This window comes from Metabacillus endolithicus, from assembly GCF_023078335.1.
Lineage (GTDB): Bacteria > Bacillota > Bacilli > Bacillales > Bacillaceae > Metabacillus > Metabacillus endolithicus.
The window spans coordinates 1,336,626-1,352,780 of the sequence record NZ_CP095550.1; the positions used below are offsets into that span (position 1 = coordinate 1,336,626).

General features: G+C 35.9%; 9 protein-coding genes, 3 pseudogenes and 1 other annotated feature. Of the genes and pseudogenes, 6 read left to right on the forward strand and 6 right to left on the reverse strand.

The window, feature by feature from the left end; genetic code table 11:
- Positions 1–2: 2 nt before the first annotated feature.
- Positions 3–482, forward strand: a complete 480-nt coding sequence (locus MVE64_RS07220; protein ID WP_247345081.1) for a GAF domain-containing protein — start codon at positions 3–5, stop codon at positions 480–482.
- 28 nt (positions 483–510) lie between these two features.
- Here the strand turns inward: MVE64_RS07220 and MVE64_RS07225 are convergent, their stop codons facing one another.
- Both MVE64_RS07225 and MVE64_RS07230 read right to left on the reverse strand, forming a co-directional pair.
- Positions 511–1,206: a GGDEF domain-containing protein gene (locus MVE64_RS07225; protein ID WP_247345084.1), complete on the reverse strand. Its 696-nt coding sequence runs from the start codon at positions 1,204–1,206 to the stop codon at positions 511–513.
- On the reverse strand, positions 1,197–2,297 hold the full coding sequence (locus MVE64_RS07230) for a GAF domain-containing protein (protein WP_247345087.1): 1,101 nt from the start codon (positions 2,295–2,297) through the stop codon (positions 1,197–1,199). Before MVE64_RS07230 ends, MVE64_RS07225 begins: the two co-directional genes overlap by 10 nt.
- 418 nt (positions 2,298–2,715) lie before the next feature.
- On the opposite strand from MVE64_RS07230, the gene rpsD reads away from it, so the two are divergent.
- The gene (gene rpsD, locus MVE64_RS07235) at positions 2,716–3,318 is read left to right on the forward strand and encodes a 30S ribosomal protein S4 (RefSeq protein ID WP_098794993.1); all 603 of its coding nucleotides are present in this window, start codon (positions 2,716–2,718) and stop codon (positions 3,316–3,318) included.
- Between the two features lie 106 nt (positions 3,319–3,424).
- On the opposite strand, the gene tyrS is transcribed toward rpsD, so the two are convergent.
- Positions 3,425–4,690: a tyrosine--tRNA ligase gene (gene tyrS / locus MVE64_RS07240; protein WP_247345090.1), complete on the reverse strand. Its 1,266-nt coding sequence runs from the start codon at positions 4,688–4,690 to the stop codon at positions 3,425–3,427.
- Positions 4,691–4,747: 57 nt separating this feature from the next.
- Positions 4,748–4,977, reverse strand: a binding site (T-box leader).
- Between the two features lie 143 nt (positions 4,978–5,120).
- On the opposite strand from tyrS, the gene MVE64_RS07245 reads away from it, so the two are divergent.
- Positions 5,121–7,979 (forward strand): transglycosylase domain-containing protein, encoded by a 2,859-nt coding sequence (locus tag MVE64_RS07245; protein WP_247345092.1) that lies wholly within the window; start codon positions 5,121–5,123, stop codon positions 7,977–7,979.
- 35 nt (positions 7,980–8,014) lie between these two features.
- On the opposite strand, the gene acsA is transcribed toward MVE64_RS07245, so the two are convergent.
- A complete protein-coding gene (gene acsA / locus MVE64_RS07250; RefSeq protein WP_247345095.1) occupies positions 8,015–9,727 on the reverse strand; it encodes an acetate--CoA ligase in 1,713 nt (570 codons plus the stop codon).
- A gap of 696 nt (positions 9,728–10,423) precedes the next feature.
- On the opposite strand from acsA, the gene MVE64_RS07255 reads away from it, so the two are divergent.
- The 3 genes and pseudogenes from MVE64_RS07255 (at position 10,424) to MVE64_RS07265 (ending at position 12,905) form a co-directional block, all read left to right on the forward strand.
- Entirely contained in the window at positions 10,424–11,056 is a 633-nt protein-coding gene (locus MVE64_RS07255) for a GNAT family N-acetyltransferase (protein WP_247345098.1), read from the forward strand.
- A gap of 52 nt (positions 11,057–11,108) precedes the next feature.
- Positions 11,109–11,752 (forward strand): annotated as a pseudogene (locus MVE64_RS07260) (acetoin utilization AcuB family protein).
- Positions 11,749–12,905 (forward strand): annotated as a pseudogene (locus MVE64_RS07265) (acetoin utilization protein AcuC). The pseudogenes MVE64_RS07260 and MVE64_RS07265 overlap by 4 nt, the downstream one beginning before the upstream one ends.
- Before the next feature lie 51 nt (positions 12,906–12,956).
- Here the strand turns inward: MVE64_RS07265 and MVE64_RS07270 are convergent.
- The gene (locus tag MVE64_RS07270; protein ID WP_247345101.1) at positions 12,957–14,786 is read right to left on the reverse strand and encodes a dihydroorotate dehydrogenase; all 1,830 of its coding nucleotides are present in this window, start codon (positions 14,784–14,786) and stop codon (positions 12,957–12,959) included.
- A gap of 95 nt (positions 14,787–14,881) precedes the next feature.
- Positions 14,882–15,885: pseudogene (gene ccpA, locus MVE64_RS07275) on the reverse strand (catabolite control protein A).
- Positions 15,886–16,155 lie beyond the last annotated feature (270 nt).

The following is a 16,155-nucleotide window of genomic DNA, read 5'->3' on the forward strand; positions in this document are numbered from 1 at the left end:
AGATGTTTCATGTCGAAAAATACAATGGTAAAAAGTCAGATCAATATTCATTGGTCATAAATCAATTAAAAGCTTTACTAGAGGGAGAAGAAGATCGCATTGCTAATTTAGCAAACGCTTCGGCTCTTTTAAATCAATTTTTAGATAACATCAATTGGGTTGGATTTTATTTAATGAAGGAAGGTCAACTTGTATTAGGACCTTTCCAAGGATTACCTGCATGCGTTCGAATTCCTGTAGGAAGAGGTGTTTGTGGTACAGCTGCAGCTAATAAAAAAACAGAGCGAATTGCAGATGTTCATCAGTTCCCGGGACACATTGCATGTGATGCAGCGTCTAATTCAGAGATTGTTGTTCCTCTGATCGTTGACGGTGAAGTGATTGGCGTGTTGGATATTGACAGCCCAATAAAAGATCGATTCAATGAAGAAGACCAAGTGTTTTTAGAAAACTTTGTAGATGTTTTGGTTCAATATATGTAAAAAAGGTGAGCTAAGCAGCTCACCTTTTTTAATGAATATCATCCTCAACGACCACTTGATTTTTCCCTAGGTTTTTAGCAACATATAACGCCTTATCAGCGCGGCTGAATAACTGATTATAATTACGTTCATTTTCAGCAATCCAATAGGATACTCCACAAGATATTGTCACTGAGGGATTTGTATTTTCCGCTACCCTTTTTACAATTCTTTCGGCAATGGCGGTTCCTGCTTCAAGGTCAACTTGTGGCAGATAAACAGCTAATTCCTCGCCTCCCCATCTTGCTCCAATATCATGTTCTCTACTATTACTTTTAATAATATTGGCAACCTGAACCAAAACTTCGTCTCCAACTTGATGACCGAATGTATCATTAACTCCCTTAAAATTGTCGATGTCAATTAATAAAAATGTTCCTTGACGATCAGCTTTCATTGAGTTCTCTATACAAGTGTTCATGTAATTACGAGAGTACAATTGTGTTAATTGGTCAGTTTTAACTAACGTTTCTAACTCTTCTCGTAATAAGGAATTAGATAGGGCCAATGTAGAATGATGAATTAACGATTGAAGAAGTTTAAACATATCAAATGAAAAATGATAAGAATTTTTGTGAAGGACAATTGCACAGCCACGAAGAGTATCACTCTGTACCATTGGTACAGCCATAACTGATGCAAAGGAGCCATCTGGCAGGTATGTTGTGATATCACCTAAAAACAAATTTCTTCTAGATTCTTCTCAAGTTTTCCTTTTATATAATCGATATAAACATGCACTTCATTCGTATTAAAAAATTTAGTACTACCTGGAAAAATTTGAAATTCATTTTGATGATTTTGATAGAAAAAGCCCACCTCATCAGCTTCAAAAGATTCCATAATTCTTGATGTCATATATGTCATCGTATCTGCCAATCGTAAGTTTTTATTTAAACGATGGGACGTTTCATTTATAAGCTGTAAATCCTTAATTAATCTCTTTGATTGATCATATAATTGTGCATTTTCCATCGCAGTACCGGCTGCATTTGCAAGCATAATGATAAAGTTTTTATCTTGATCAGCCAGGTTTATCCCGTGATTAACGACCACTTGCAATACACCATATACCCCTTGCTTACCTTTTAATGGAGTATATAAAATCGTTTGATTTATCTTCTCATCAAATGAAAACTGTATTTTTCCTGTTACAAAGGCTTCCATAGCCATTTCATTTCCATCTTGATGATCAAATCCAAGATCTTTAATTGGTAAATTCAAGTTATTTTCATTATCGTGTGATAAAAACAAATAGAAAATAAAGTCAGTATACATTTCTTGTAATGTTGTAATTAATTCAACTAAAACATCATCTTTATTCATAAAAGCATGAAATTGCTCTGTTAAATGAAATAATCTTTCATACTTCTGCTCATTTTCGGTAACCTGTATTAATTCCATACAATGGGTATAGAAGGATGTACATGTTTTTGCTAATTCATTTATAACTGCTGGTGAGTACTCATTTTCAAAGCCCTTTAATTGAAGGATCCCCTTTAGTCTATCTTTTCGAAAAATTGGGATTAGAACTTGTTCACCATAGTAATAGGCTTCACCATCTTTGAGAATGAACGTATTAAATGGGGTATCATCAACTGGTGAAGACTGTGTATAAAACTCGTCACTACTATTATAAAAATAAAAAACAGCATGACGAATTGAAAGCTCACTTTTAACAGTTTCAGAAAGCTTTTCCACGATATCAGATAATGAACGTTTATTATGATGTTTGCTAATAAAATCAAAAAAGGCGCATTTAGTAGCAGTTATCACGAATTGTTCTCCCATAAAATCACCCACACTAAAAGTTACAAATTTAAACTAAGTCAAATTACTCATACATTATATCATAAATCAATTCTATAGATAGTAGAGTAAATATTTTTATTTCCAATTGAAATGAAATGAACTTAGTTTATACTTTACTAATGATTATTTCAAAAAATTATATATTTATGTAAAGGTTCTTGACTTTATACATAGAAAAACATATAATGTTCGTTGTGTATAAAATATGCAGCCTATTGATGGTGCAATGGTGAATTCATTTTATTCCCCTTTTTATTTTAAGGAGGTGTATCGAGTAACTCTATGCTGCTGGAGCGAGGATACATGAAAATAAAATGTGCATGATTGTTAGTCAGTCTGGTTTTTATTTTATGCAAAATAAAAACATAAAGGAGGAGTTAGCATGGCTCGTTATACAGGCTCAAGCTGGAAACTCTCTCGTCGTTTAGGTATTTCATTAAGTGGTACAGGTAAAGAATTAGAAAAGCGTCCATATGCTCCAGGACAACACGGTCCAGGACAACGCAAAAAAATCTCTGAGTACGGATTACAATTACAAGAGAAGCAAAAGCTTCGTCACATGTATGGTGTAAATGAGCGCCAATTCCGTAACTTATTTGATAAAGCTGGTAAAATGGCTGGTAAACATGGTGAGAACTTCATGATTCTTCTTGATTCTCGTCTTGATAACGTAGTATACCGTTTAGGTTTAGCTCGTACTCGCCGTCAAGCTCGTCAATTAGTTAACCACGGTCATATCATGGTTGATGGTGGACGTGTTGATATCCCATCATACCAATTAAAACCTGGTCAAACGATCACTTTACGTGAAAAATCTCGCAACCTTGACATCGTTAAGGAAGCAATCGAAGTAAGCAACTTCGTACCTGACTACCTAACTTTCGACGCAGATAAATTAGAAGGTACTTTCACTCGCTTACCTGAGCGTTCTGAATTACCTGCTGAAATTAACGAAGCTCTTATCGTTGAGTTCTACTCTCGTTAATAGTTTTGAAAAAACCTATACCAATTGGTATAGGTTTTTTATTTTGCTCAAATAAACATTTGAAAGAAAAAAGAGAACAAATCCGTAGATTCATTCTCTCCTCGCTTTAGCCGGTATAACGGATAAGGAAGTATTTCTTTTTCCCTCTGCGAATAACAGTAAACTTCCCGTCAATTTTATCTTCATCTGAAATAACTTTCGTTAAATCTTGAACACGTTCACCATTGATATAGATTGCACCATTCGATAGATCTTCACGAGCTTGGCGCTTCGATGGAGAAATTTTCGCTTCTATAAGCAAATCAATTAATCCTATTTCCTCTGAAGACATTTCTGTTGATGGAACATCTTTAAAACCTTCTAAAATCTCTTGACTTGTTAATTCTTTGATATCACCACTAAATAGAGCCTGTGAAATCTTGATTGCTTGTTTTAAAGAATCTTCACCATGCACCATTTTTGTCACTTCTTCGGCAAGAGCCTTTTGAGCCGCACGTTTTTCAGGTGCATTTGCCACCTCATTTTCAAGATCTTCAATCTCTTGTTGAGTAAGAAATGTGAAGTACTTAATGTATTTAATAACATCTCGATCATCTGTATTAATCCAGAATTGGTAGAACTCGTAAGGTGATGTTTTTTCGGCATCCAACCAAATTGCTCCACCTTCTGTTTTACCGAATTTCGTTCCATCTGCCTTAGTAACTAAAGGAATCGTTAATCCAAAAGCCTTTGAATCTTCCTCTGACTTACGGATTAATTCTAAGCCTGCTGTAATATTTCCCCACTGATCACTACCACCGATTTGTAGTTTACAGTTATTATTTTGGTATAATTTTAAAAAGTCGTAAGATTGTAAAATCATGTAACTGAATTCTGTAAATGAAATACCAGACTCAATACGAGTTTGTACCGAATCTTTTGCAAGCATATAGTTGATCCCGAAGTTTTTCCCCACATCACGTAGGAATGATATAACATCTAAGCTGCCAATCCAATCAAAGTTATTAACGATTACAGCTGGATTTTTATCTAACTCAAAATCCAAAAATCTTGAAAGCTGCCCTTTAATTCGGTCAGACCAGTTCTGAACGATATCAGAAGTGTTTAAGGTACGCTCAGCCTTTTTACCACTAGGATCACCGATAAGTCCAGTAGCTCCTCCAACTAGCGCTATTGGATGATGTCCATGTAATTGAAAACGACGAAGAGTTAAGACTGGCAGTAAATGACCAATATGAAGGCTATCTGCTGTTGGGTCAAATCCTGAATATAGGCTAATCTCTCCTTCTTCCAAAGCTTTTGCCAAGCCCTCTTCATCTGTTACTTGATTAACTAACCCTCTAAATTGTAAGTCCTTTAATAAATCACTCATCTTTGGTCCTCCTTTATATTTTATTGTAAGGTAAACGCCAAAAAGCCCCTTCATCACTGAAGGGGCGAAAAAATCGCGGTACCACCCTACTTAGGATTTATTTTCATAATCCTCACTCGGCTAAATAACGGTAAAAAACCGTCTTTTCCTACTTAGGTTTACTAATCCCTGTTCAAAAAAGAAGCTCATGGACGTAATTCATGGAGAATCTTTGTACTGATTTACACCAACCATCAGCTCTCTATAACAGTGAGACACCCATTACTGAATCCAATCTTTGCTATTCCATATACTAATTACAAGCAATTTTAACCATAAAGGAAATAGAATGTCAACTGGTTAAATAACCATTATCTCCTTTCATGACAAAAGCATACAAATTTTTTATCTTATTATGTTATAATAAATAAGATTTGGGGGGAATGCATATATGAGCAAAAAGGATGAAAAACAAAGGCGTTTCTCACCTTTTAACAAAGATATTGCCAAAGGTCTCCGGATATCATATAACGTCATTGGAAATCTACTTTTATTATTTCTTATTATAGGACTTATTGGTATATGCTTTGCAGGAGGTGTAGGTGCCGGGTATTTTGCTTCGCTTGTAAAAGACGTTCCCATTCGTTCATACGAAAACATGAGAAATGATATATACAACTATGAAGAAACTTCTCTCATTTATTTCGATGAAAACGTCTACTTAGGTAAATTAAATGCCGACATCGAGCGAGAGGAAGTAAAGCTGGAGAATGTTTCAAAACATGTTATAAATGCTGTTGTTGCAACAGAGGACGAACTTTTCTATGAACATCATGGTGTCGTTCCAAAAGCGATCATGCGCGCGCTTTTTCAAGAGTTTACAAATGCATCTGTACAAACAGGTGGAAGTACACTCACACAACAATTGATTAAAAATCAAATATTAACAAATGAAGTATCTTTTGACAGAAAAGCAAAAGAAATTCTGTTAGCTTTACGACTAGAAAAATTCTTTGAGAAAGATGAAATCATTGAAGCTTATTTAAATGTAGCAGATTTTGGTCGTAATTCAAACGGAAAAAATATTGCAGGTGTTCAAGCCGCTGCCAAAGGAATATTTGGTGTTGAAGCAAAAGATTTAAGTATTCCACAAGCTGCATTTATTGCTGGATTACCACAAAGTCCATTTGGATATACACCATTCTCAAATGATGGCGGGGCAGTAAAGAACAGTCTTGAGCCTGGTATTAATCGAATGAAAACTGTACTAAGCCGTATGTATACAGGTGGCTTTATTACGAAAGAAGAATATGAAGAGGCACTTACGTATGACATCCACGCTAACTTAACACCAAAGAAACCATCTTCTATTGAACGCTACCCATATTTAACATATGAGGTTGAAGACCGAGCAATTGACATCATTATGGTCAAACTTGCAGAAAAAGATGGATATACAGAAGAAGAAATTAAAAAAGATGATGACTTACAGGCACAATATCGTTCTTTAGCAGATAAGGACCTTAGACAAAAAGGATATCGAATTCACACAACAATTAACAAAGAGATTTACGATAAGATGCAAGAAGTGGTTGATGAATATGGGTATTACGGGAGTGATAAGCCTGAAAAGGTAAAAGATCCGGATACTGGAGAAACCATTACTGTGCAAGAACCTGTTGAGGTTGGTGGTGTTTTAATTGAAAATACTACTGGAAAAATCATCAGTTTTGTTGGTGGGCGTGACTTTAATAGAGAAAATCTAAATCATGCAACTGATGCCCTGCGTCCAAATGGTTCAACGATGAAGCCACTGCTCGTTTATGCTCCTTCTATGGAGCTCGGAAAATCTCAACCTGGGACAGTTATTGCCGATGTTCCAATGACTGGTTCATGGAAACCAAAGAACTACGGTGGAGGCTATCATGGCTTAACTAGTGCTAGAACAGCATTAAAATACTCTTACAACGTTCCAGCTGCTAAAACCTACATGGAGATTATGAATCAAAATCCAGTTTCTTACTTGGAAAAGATGGGCTTTAGTACGCTAACTGAAGAAGATTACGGAATTGCTTCACTTAGTCTTGGAGCTATGACAAAGGGTGTAACCGTTGAGGAAAATGTTAATGCCTATGGAACCTTTGCTAATCAAGGTAAATTTGTTGATGCTTATTTAATCGAAAAAATTGAAGCAAGTAATGGTGACATTATTTTTCAACATGAAAAAGTGGAAAACGAAGTATTTTCAGCCCAAACTGCCTATCTTACCCTTGATATGATGCGTGATGTTATTAGAAGCGGTACAGCTGCTTCACTAAATAGTTATCTTTCATTCAGTGCGGATTGGGCAGGAAAAACAGGAACCGGTCAAGATTATAGAGATGCATGGTTTGTTGCTACCAATCCAAATGTATCGTTTGGAACTTGGATTGGTTATGATACACCAAAACCACTGGAGCAAAATTATAAAGGAATGTCATATAGCAAAAGAAACATTCTATTATGGGCAAAACTGATGAATGTTGCTTATGAAGTAAATCCAGAACTAGTTGCACCGAAAAATCGATTTGAAATGCCAGGTGGAATTGTTAGACGTTCTTACTGTGCTCTAACTGGTAAGCTACCTTCAGCTTTATGTCGAGATGCTGGTCTTGTTACAACAGATCTTTTCAATGCAAAATATGTTCCAACTACAGTTGATGACAGCTTAACGAGAGGTAAATATGTGTTTGTTAAAGACCGGCTTTATAAAGTTCCTTCAACAGCTCCTTCTGAGTTTGTTCAAGAAGGTGTTATGTTAAAGAAAGAAATTCTTGATAAACACAATATTAGTAATGTTAGTGATCTCAAACGACTGTTACCTAACACTGTGAAATGGGGTAATTTAGTTGTAACTGAAGGAAAAGAAATTACCGATAATGGTGCATCCCCTAGCCAAGTAAGTGGGGTATCAGCAAGTGGAACGAGAATTAGTTGGAGAGCAAATGGAGACAACGACATCCTTGGATACCGTGTCTACGCTGCAGCTAATTTTTCAACGAACTTTAAAAAGGTTGCAAGCGTTCCAGCTTCAAAATCATTATCTGTAACCGTTGGTAGCAATCCTGCTGCTTATTATGTAGTGGCAGTTGACGTAGCTGGCAATGAATCAGTGCCTTCAAGCATAGTAAAAATTGGGGATTATGCTGAGGAAAAACCAAAGGTAGAATCCCCTCCTAAGCCAGAGGAACCAAATGAAGAAACACAACCTGCTGAACAAACAGAAGGAGAGCCAGAAACTCCCTCTCCTTCTGAACCAGCAACAGAATAGATAAAAAGAGCTGTTCAATTGAACAGCTCTTTTTATTAGTCTTCCATCGTTGATAAATCACCTGTAGGTAAATCAAGCTCCCAAGCTTTTAACACACGACGCATAATTTTTCCGCTTCGTGTTTTAGGAAGTTTATCACGAAAATCTATTTCACGTGGAGCAGCATGTGCTGCTAACCCTTTTTTCACAAACGTGCGGATTTCTTCCTTTAATTCATCAGTTGGCTCATATCCTTCACGAAGTGCAACGAATGCTTTAATAATTTCTCCTCTAACAGGATCAGGTTTACCAATTACACCTGCTTCAGCAATTGCAGGATGCTCAACCAGCTTACTTTCAACCTCAAACGGTCCTACGCGTTCACCTGAAGTCATAATAACATCATCTATACGGCCTTGGAACCAGAAGTATCCATCTTCATCCATATAAGCAGAGTCCCCAGAAACGTACCAGTCACCAGGCATAAAATAAGATTCAAATTTCTCCTGATTATTCCAAATTGTATGCATCATTGAAGGCCAGCCTTTTTTAATAGCTAAGTTACCCATTCGATAAGGTGGTAGTTCATTACCTTGATCATCAACAATTGCAGCTTCTACACCAGGAATTGGTTTACCCATAGAACCGGGCTTTATTTCCATACATGGATAATTACAAATTAGTTGTGCCCCAGTTTCTGTCATCCACCATGTATCATGTATACGGTTGTTGAATACCTTTACTCCCCAACGAACTACTTCAGGGTTTAATGGTTCACCTACACTTAAAATATGTCTCAATGTGCTTGTGTTAAATTGTTTAACAAGTTCATCTCCAGCTCCCATCAACATTCTAAAAGCTGTTGGTGCACTATACCAAACAGTTACTCCATAATCCTCAATCGTTTGATACCATGACTCTGGTTTAAATCTACCACCAACAATAACATTAGTGGCCCCGGATAACCATGGTCCGAAGATTCCGTAAACTGTTCCAGTTACCCAGCCTGGATCTGCTGTGCACCAATATACATCATCCTCTTTCAGGTCTAGTACCCATTGAGCCGTTTGATAATGCTGCACCATCGCCCCATGGACGTGCAGAACACCTTTTGGTTTACCAGTTGAACCAGACGTGTAGTGAAGCAGTAACCCATCTGTTTTTTCCATCCATTCAATTTCTAATTCCTTACTTGCTGTTTTCATCTCAGTTAGTAAATCTATATGAGAGTCGTCTACTGTTTCCCCAACAACAACAACATGCTTTAAGGACGGTAGTTCATTTACAGGAACTCTATCAAGTAACTCAGGAGTTGTCACAATTACTTTTGCATCACTATCTTCTAATCGGTCTCTTACAGCACCTTCCATAAAAGCTTCGAATAAAGGACCAACAATAGCCCCAAGCTTAATTGCACCTAAAATGACAGAATATAATTCAGGGGTTCTTGGCATAAATACAAAAAGGCGGTCACCTTTTACAACATCAGCTTTATCCTTTAAGACGTTCGCAGCTTTATTTGAAAGCTCTTTTAATTCTTTAAATGTATATTTCTCATCTCGTTCAGGGTCGCGATAATAAAGAGCTACTTTATTTTTTCGAAACGTTTCTACATGCTTATCAATTGCTTCATATGCAGCATTAACACGGCCTGTTTCAGCCCAGGTAAAATTCTTTTCAACTTCTGACCAATCAAATGAGTTATACGTTGTATCATAGTCTGTTAAATTATAATTCCCCTTCGTTACTGGCAACGCTTCCAATTTCATCTTAACTCCCCCTTATGTAGAATACATATCTATTATATTACAATACTTCATTTTTCACAATTTTTGAAATTTATATAATTTATTATCTTGTAAACGCTTAAATTTTTAACTTAATCTAGTATAATAGATAGTAGACATATGACATCAAACTGACAAACTCATAATAAATTGTAAAAATTAGCCACCTTCAACTTGAATATAACGTATATTGAAAATACTTTGCAAGGCTTTTTTCTTTCCTGTTCAATATGATACGATTTTTTCTAAGACAAAATCCAAAATGGTTTGTTATGTTTTATTTACCTATAAGATGTGAAAAAGACACAAATTATCTGAAATATACGTACTAGTCTATAATCAAGTTTGGATTTGGGAAGATTATGCCTTCGAATACCTAATTTAAGAACAATAGTGGAATGAAGCGAAGACACTTCACTCCTGCGGGAGGTAGAGGAAAGGCTGAGACCCCGCAGGCGAAGCCGAGGAGGCTCAGCTTCCTCCCCGCGGAAAGAAAGTGTCTGGACCGCAATGGAACGAACCAATTTTTACAGCTACTGTTATAAAAATTAACAAGGTATGCCAAATAATAGACTTTTATTAAAATCACTTTTTAAAAATTTAATTTCACATTGTTTTTTCTAAAAATCTGTGAATCAACTGAAGAACAATTCTATTACAATTAAGGGCGGTGACCTAATGAATCATCCTAAGACATATAATGCAAAAGAATTAAAAACACCGATCGGTAGTATTTTTATTGAAGGGCCAATTCCACCTGATAAGCTTGCAGGCTACGAATTTCACGAAGGATTAGTAGCCTTTCGTCAGCCTAAACAACAACAAAAAGCATTGGTGGAAATCGCAGGATTACCTGAAGGAAGAATTATTATAGCTAGACACCGTGAAGTTATCATTGGATATGTTACATACCTTTACCCTGACCCACTTGAAAGATGGTCAGAAGGAAATATGGAGGAGTTAATAGAATTAGGGGCAATTGAAGTTGCTCCTGAATTCCGCGGTTTTTCAGTAGGAAAAAATCTCCTAAGAGTTTCAATGATGGATGATGCAATGGAAGATTATATTATCATTACAACAGAGTACTATTGGCATTGGGACTTAAAAGGATCTGGATTAAATGTGTGGGAATACAGAAAAGTAATGGAAAAAATGATGAATGCTGGTGGTTTAGAATGGTACGCTACAGATGAACCTGAAATAAGTTCCCACCCAGCAAATTGCCTTATGGCTAGAATAGGAAAAAGAATCCATTCTGAATCTGTTCAGAAGTTTGATCAGCTGCGGTTTAAAAACCGTTTCATGTATTGATTCATATAGATAAACAGATCGTCGCTAACCTAAACCCTGGGAGGGAAAAACAATGATTGTTAGACAAATCATGAAGCAAGACATCATTACCTTACGTTCTGATGATCCTATAAGTCTCGCACTAGCATCAATGAAAAAAAATAAAATACGTCATATTCCAATTGTTAACGAAGCTAATCAATTGGTTGGGATTGTGACGGAAAGAGATGTTAAAGATGCCGCCCATCTATTTTCCAGCTGGAGCTAAAAGAGGATTTTTTAAACAAACCTATTAAAAAAATTATGTCCACAAATCTTATTACCGGACATCCACTAGACTTTGTTGAAGAAGTGGCAGCCATTTTAATTGATAACAGAATTGGTTGTTTACCAATTCTTCAGGATCATCAGCTTGTTGGGCTAATTACCGAGTCGGATTTATTACATACATTTGTAAAACTAACGGGTGCTGACCAACCTGCATCACATATTGAAATAAAGGTTCCGAATAAAGCTGGAATGTTAGCTGAGGTTGCTTCCATTTTTCTAAAAAGAAAAGCAAATATTGCAAGTGCTCTTATCTATCCTGATACGGACGAAAAATTTAAAATACTTGTTTTCCGTATTCAAACAATAAATGTCACAATGATCATAAATGACCTAAAAGCTGAAGGATATCAAGTATTATCACCTGATATGTCGGAGAATGCTAGATGACAAAGAAAGATACTGTATTTGTCTACTCCCCCTATTTCAGCAATATAAGTTTCATAATGATCATCCTTTTAATCAATTACGAGTTGAACTAACTTATGATCTACTAAAAGAGATAAAGGCACTTGATGAAGCAGACCTCGTTACACCTAGAATGGCTACAATAGATGAATTAGCACTTGTTCATGATCGAAAATATATTAAAGCTGTAGAATTAGCTGGACATGGAAAATTACAGAATGAGGAAGCACTAAACTACGGGATCGGCACAGAAGATACTCCAATCTTTCCTAACATGCACGAAGCGAGTTCATTACTTGTAGGAGGAACCTTAACTGCTGTTGATTATGTAATGGAAGGGAAAGCAACACATGCAGCAAATTTTGGTGGAGGTCTACATCATGGTTTTAGAGGAAAAGCATCCGGATTTTGCATTTATAATGATAGCTCTGTAGCCATAAAATATATGCAGGAGAAATATGGTGTAAAAGTTTTATATATCGATACTGATGCTCATCATGGTGATGGAGTTCAATGGACTTTTTATGATGATCCAAATGTATGTACACTTTCTATCCATGAAACGGGCAGATACCTATTCCCTGGAACAGGAAATGTAACAGAACGTGGCGCCGGTAAAGGATATGGCTACTCCTTTAACATTCCTTTAGATGCATTCACAGAGGATGAGTCATGGCTTGATGCCTATCGTACCTCTATAGAGGAGGTTGCCGCTTTTTTTAAACCAGATGTTATTCTAACACAAAACGGAGCTGATGCACATTATCATGATCCCTTAACACACTTATCGGCTACAATGGCCATTTATCACGAAATTCCTAAAATTGCTCATGAAATTGCCCACAAATATTGCGATGGACGATGGATTGCAGTTGGTGGTGGAGGCTATGATATTTGGAGAGTTGTTCCTAGAGCATGGAGCTTAATATGGCTTGAAATGAATCAAAAAAACATACCGGATACCATCCCTAAATCATGGATAGATAAATGGCAAAAAAAATCTCCAGTTAAATTACCAGAGCGTTGGTACGATCATGAAGATCTTTATAAGCCGATCCCTAGAAAAGCAGAAATTGAAGAAAAAAATGCCTTAACAGTTGAAAAAGCACTTTTACCTATCCGACCTAGTAAATAGAAAACATTCAAAAAAATAGAAACACACTTAAAATGTGCTTCTATTTTTTTGTTACTTATTTTCACCTTTCATTAAAAAGGAATAGGTGAAAATGAGTCCAAAAATATACAGAGCAACCGCAACATAAGCCGGTAGTAAATGAGCAAATGTTGTGTAGCCAATAACGAAGTGAATGGTGATCCCTGCTAAAAATGCAGGAAATCCTCCAATAAGCATACTCCACCATACCCATTTATCACCTTCACGGAATCCCCACAAAGAAATCATCAAAACAAGTAATCCAACACTAAATAGTGCACTTCCAAAACCCGCTCGATCGTGTGCAATCACTGGAATTAAAGCTTCATTATATTTCTTTATCATTTCAGGCGGCATACACAAATAACCAATATCTGTTTGAACAAACACAAAAGTTGCCCCTATATAAGAAATAACAAGTCCACCAATGATGAAGGCAAATCCTAAAATAATAAAAGCTAATTGTCCATATAAACTCAGCTTCCAAGCCTGATGATTGCGCTTATTAACTGAAACTGGAGTCGCATTTATCGTTTTTGTAGAAAAATACCCTTTTAAAAAGAATGGTAATAAAATGAGCCAAAATAGCCCATGCAACCAATCGAAATAGCCAAATCCTATAAAAAGTAATATTCCAAGAAAGCCTGTAATAGCACCAATATTGACAGCTTTTCTACACCAATGAATACCATATTTTATTCCATATCTAGCTAAACTCATATATAAAATTCCACCAGAAATCATTGTTCCTGCTAAAGTCATTCGATCGTGTGCCATGAAATAGAGAAGGTTTTTGTTAAAGTTCAAAATGTCGTTTCTTGAAATGCCTAAAAAGTGCTCATCATAAGGCAAGACAATTCTTGTCATACTAAATAATAATGCTAATAAACCACCTATGAAAACAGCAAGACCAAATAACCAATACCAAATCCACCCAGAGAAAATCTCGGGTTCCCTCTTTTGGTTATTATCTAGTAATTCATTAATTCTTTTTGGTAACCCCGGGCCTGAAGTAATATATCCTGAAGATAACATAAACAAATTTACTCCCGCATGATAGATCTCTAAGGCATCTTCTGGTTCGTTTATTCCCCCGGAAACAATTAGAGGAATATGTTTATGTATAGAGCGTATCTTATTTACACAAGCTTTCAAACTAGTAAATGAGCTATCTTCACAATCTGCATCAATCACTACGCCATCTATTTTCCCTGCTTCTATTAAACAGCTCAATTGATCATTTTTACTAGATAATTGATCAGGAGTTATTGCCAATAAAATAGGCAGATTTTTACTTCTTTCTTTTATTACTGTTATAAAGTGATCAAGTATATCAACCTTGAAATCTAAGATAAATGCGTCACTAAAACTAGATAATTTTTTTATTAACTCTATAATTTCTTCATTACTTCCCTTTAAACGAATAAGTTTTTTAAGGTTAACCCCATTATAACCTTGTAACTTTTCCACCGTTTCATCAATACCCAGAGATTCTAGTTCTTCAGGGAAAATGACGTTTAAAGTCTCACGTTCGTAATATGGTTTAACACTTGGTTGTTGTTTCCTTTTCGTGACAGGACCAACTTCAACAAAACTAAAACCTAGATTTGAAAATGCCCTTGTGCCTGATAGAAGAGGATCAACTTTACCGCTTAAACCTACAGGAGAACTAAAAGGTATACCAAATAACTTTACAGCTAGAGTCGGTGAAGGATTCATATGGCCAAGAAAATGGATGAGTTGGTTACCGCCTGGAATAGATGCAATGCTATTCATGCTTCTATGTATAAACTCTCTACCAATATGTCCGGGTACTTTTGTTAAGATGTGTTTAAACATAGTATGATACGACCAATCCGGCATTTCATCATCTCCTTTCAAATTGCCATAAGCTAACTCCTTTATTATATAACAAAACGAGCAAATCAAAAGGTTTGCTCGTTTCATTGTTTATTCCATTATTTAGTTGATTGTCTATACTCAATTCGATGTGGCAGCTCTACAATATGATTTTCTACTTCTTCTTTATTCATATATTTTGTTAATAAACGCATAGCAACTGCTCCGATGTCATAAGTCGGTTGAACAACAGTTGTTAACTGTGGTCGTACCATTGTTGCAAGTCTTGTGTTATCAAAACCAACTATTTCAAAATCTTCAGGAATTGAATATTGACGATCTTGTGCACCATGAATAACTCCTAATGCCATTTCATCTGTACCAACGAAAATTGCTGTTGGTTTTTCCTGTAATTCATCAATCTTATCAAAAGCTTCAATTCCAGAATCGTATGTGTAATCACCTTCGACAACTAATTCTTCATCAAAAGGAAGTCCTGCCTCTTCTAAGGCACGTTTATACCCAACTGATTTTTTCAAGCGGTTAACAGGCTCTTCTGCTGGTCCTTCAACATATGCGATTCTTTTATGTCCCTTCTCAATTAACATAGAAATAACATCATATGCTGCCTGCTCGTAATTGATATTAACCGAAGGTGTTGTTCCGGTTAAATCAACAGATGCAGCTAAAACAATTGGTACTGGAGAACGTTTAAATTGTTCAACTAACTCTTCTGTTACATTTCCACTCATGAATACAATTCCGTCCACTTGTTTCCCTAACATTGTATTTAACAGATGTAATTCCTTATCTTTATTTTGATCAGAGTTACTTAAAATAATATTGTACTTGTACATCGTAGCGATATCTTCAATTCCACGAAATTTAATTCTGAATAGAAAATACTTGAGATATCCGGGATAATGACTCCTACAGTTGTGGTTTTCTTACTAGCTAATCCTCTAGCAACTGCATTTGGGCGGTACCCTAATCGCTCAATAGCATCTAAAACTTTTTTTCTTGTTGTTGGTTTAACATTGGGATTTCCGTTTACTACACGAGAAACAGTTGCCATTGAAACATTAGCTTCACGAGCAACATCATATATTGTAACACTTGACATGATCAACACTCCTTCAAATACATACGAAATATATATTTACTATTTTCATTACGTTCATTATGATAGCTATGCTATGTAATAAGATGTAACCTCTTGTCGTATCTAAGTACTTTATCCCGTTCTATGTACCTTATCATACGATACTCTGAAAACGTCTGCAATCTATTTCATCGCATTTTTACGTTGTTGTCACATATTTGTTCGTTTTTTCACATATATACGAATTTAAAAACAAGAATACTGTCATTTTCATCCTCTTCTATTTACATT

Coding starts and splice junctions, on each gene's coding strand:
- MVE64_RS07220 (WP_247345081.1), top strand. CDS start 3: ATGTTTCATGTCGAAAAATACAATGGTAAAAAGTCAGATCAATATTCA.
- rpsD (WP_098794993.1), top strand. CDS start 2,716: ATGGCTCGTTATACAGGCTCAAGCTGGAAACTCTCTCGTCGTTTAGGT.
- tyrS (WP_247345090.1), bottom strand. CDS start 4,690: ATGAGTGATTTATTAAAGGACTTACAATTTAGAGGGTTAGTTAATCAA.
- MVE64_RS07245 (WP_247345092.1), top strand. CDS start 5,121: ATGAGCAAAAAGGATGAAAAACAAAGGCGTTTCTCACCTTTTAACAAA.
- acsA (WP_247345095.1), bottom strand. CDS start 9,727: ATGAAATTGGAAGCGTTGCCAGTAACGAAGGGGAATTATAATTTAACA.
- MVE64_RS07255 (WP_247345098.1), top strand. CDS start 10,424: ATGAATCATCCTAAGACATATAATGCAAAAGAATTAAAAACACCGATC.
- MVE64_RS07270 (WP_247345101.1), bottom strand. CDS start 14,786: ATGCCGGATTGGTCGTATCATACTATGTTTAAACACATCTTAACAAAA.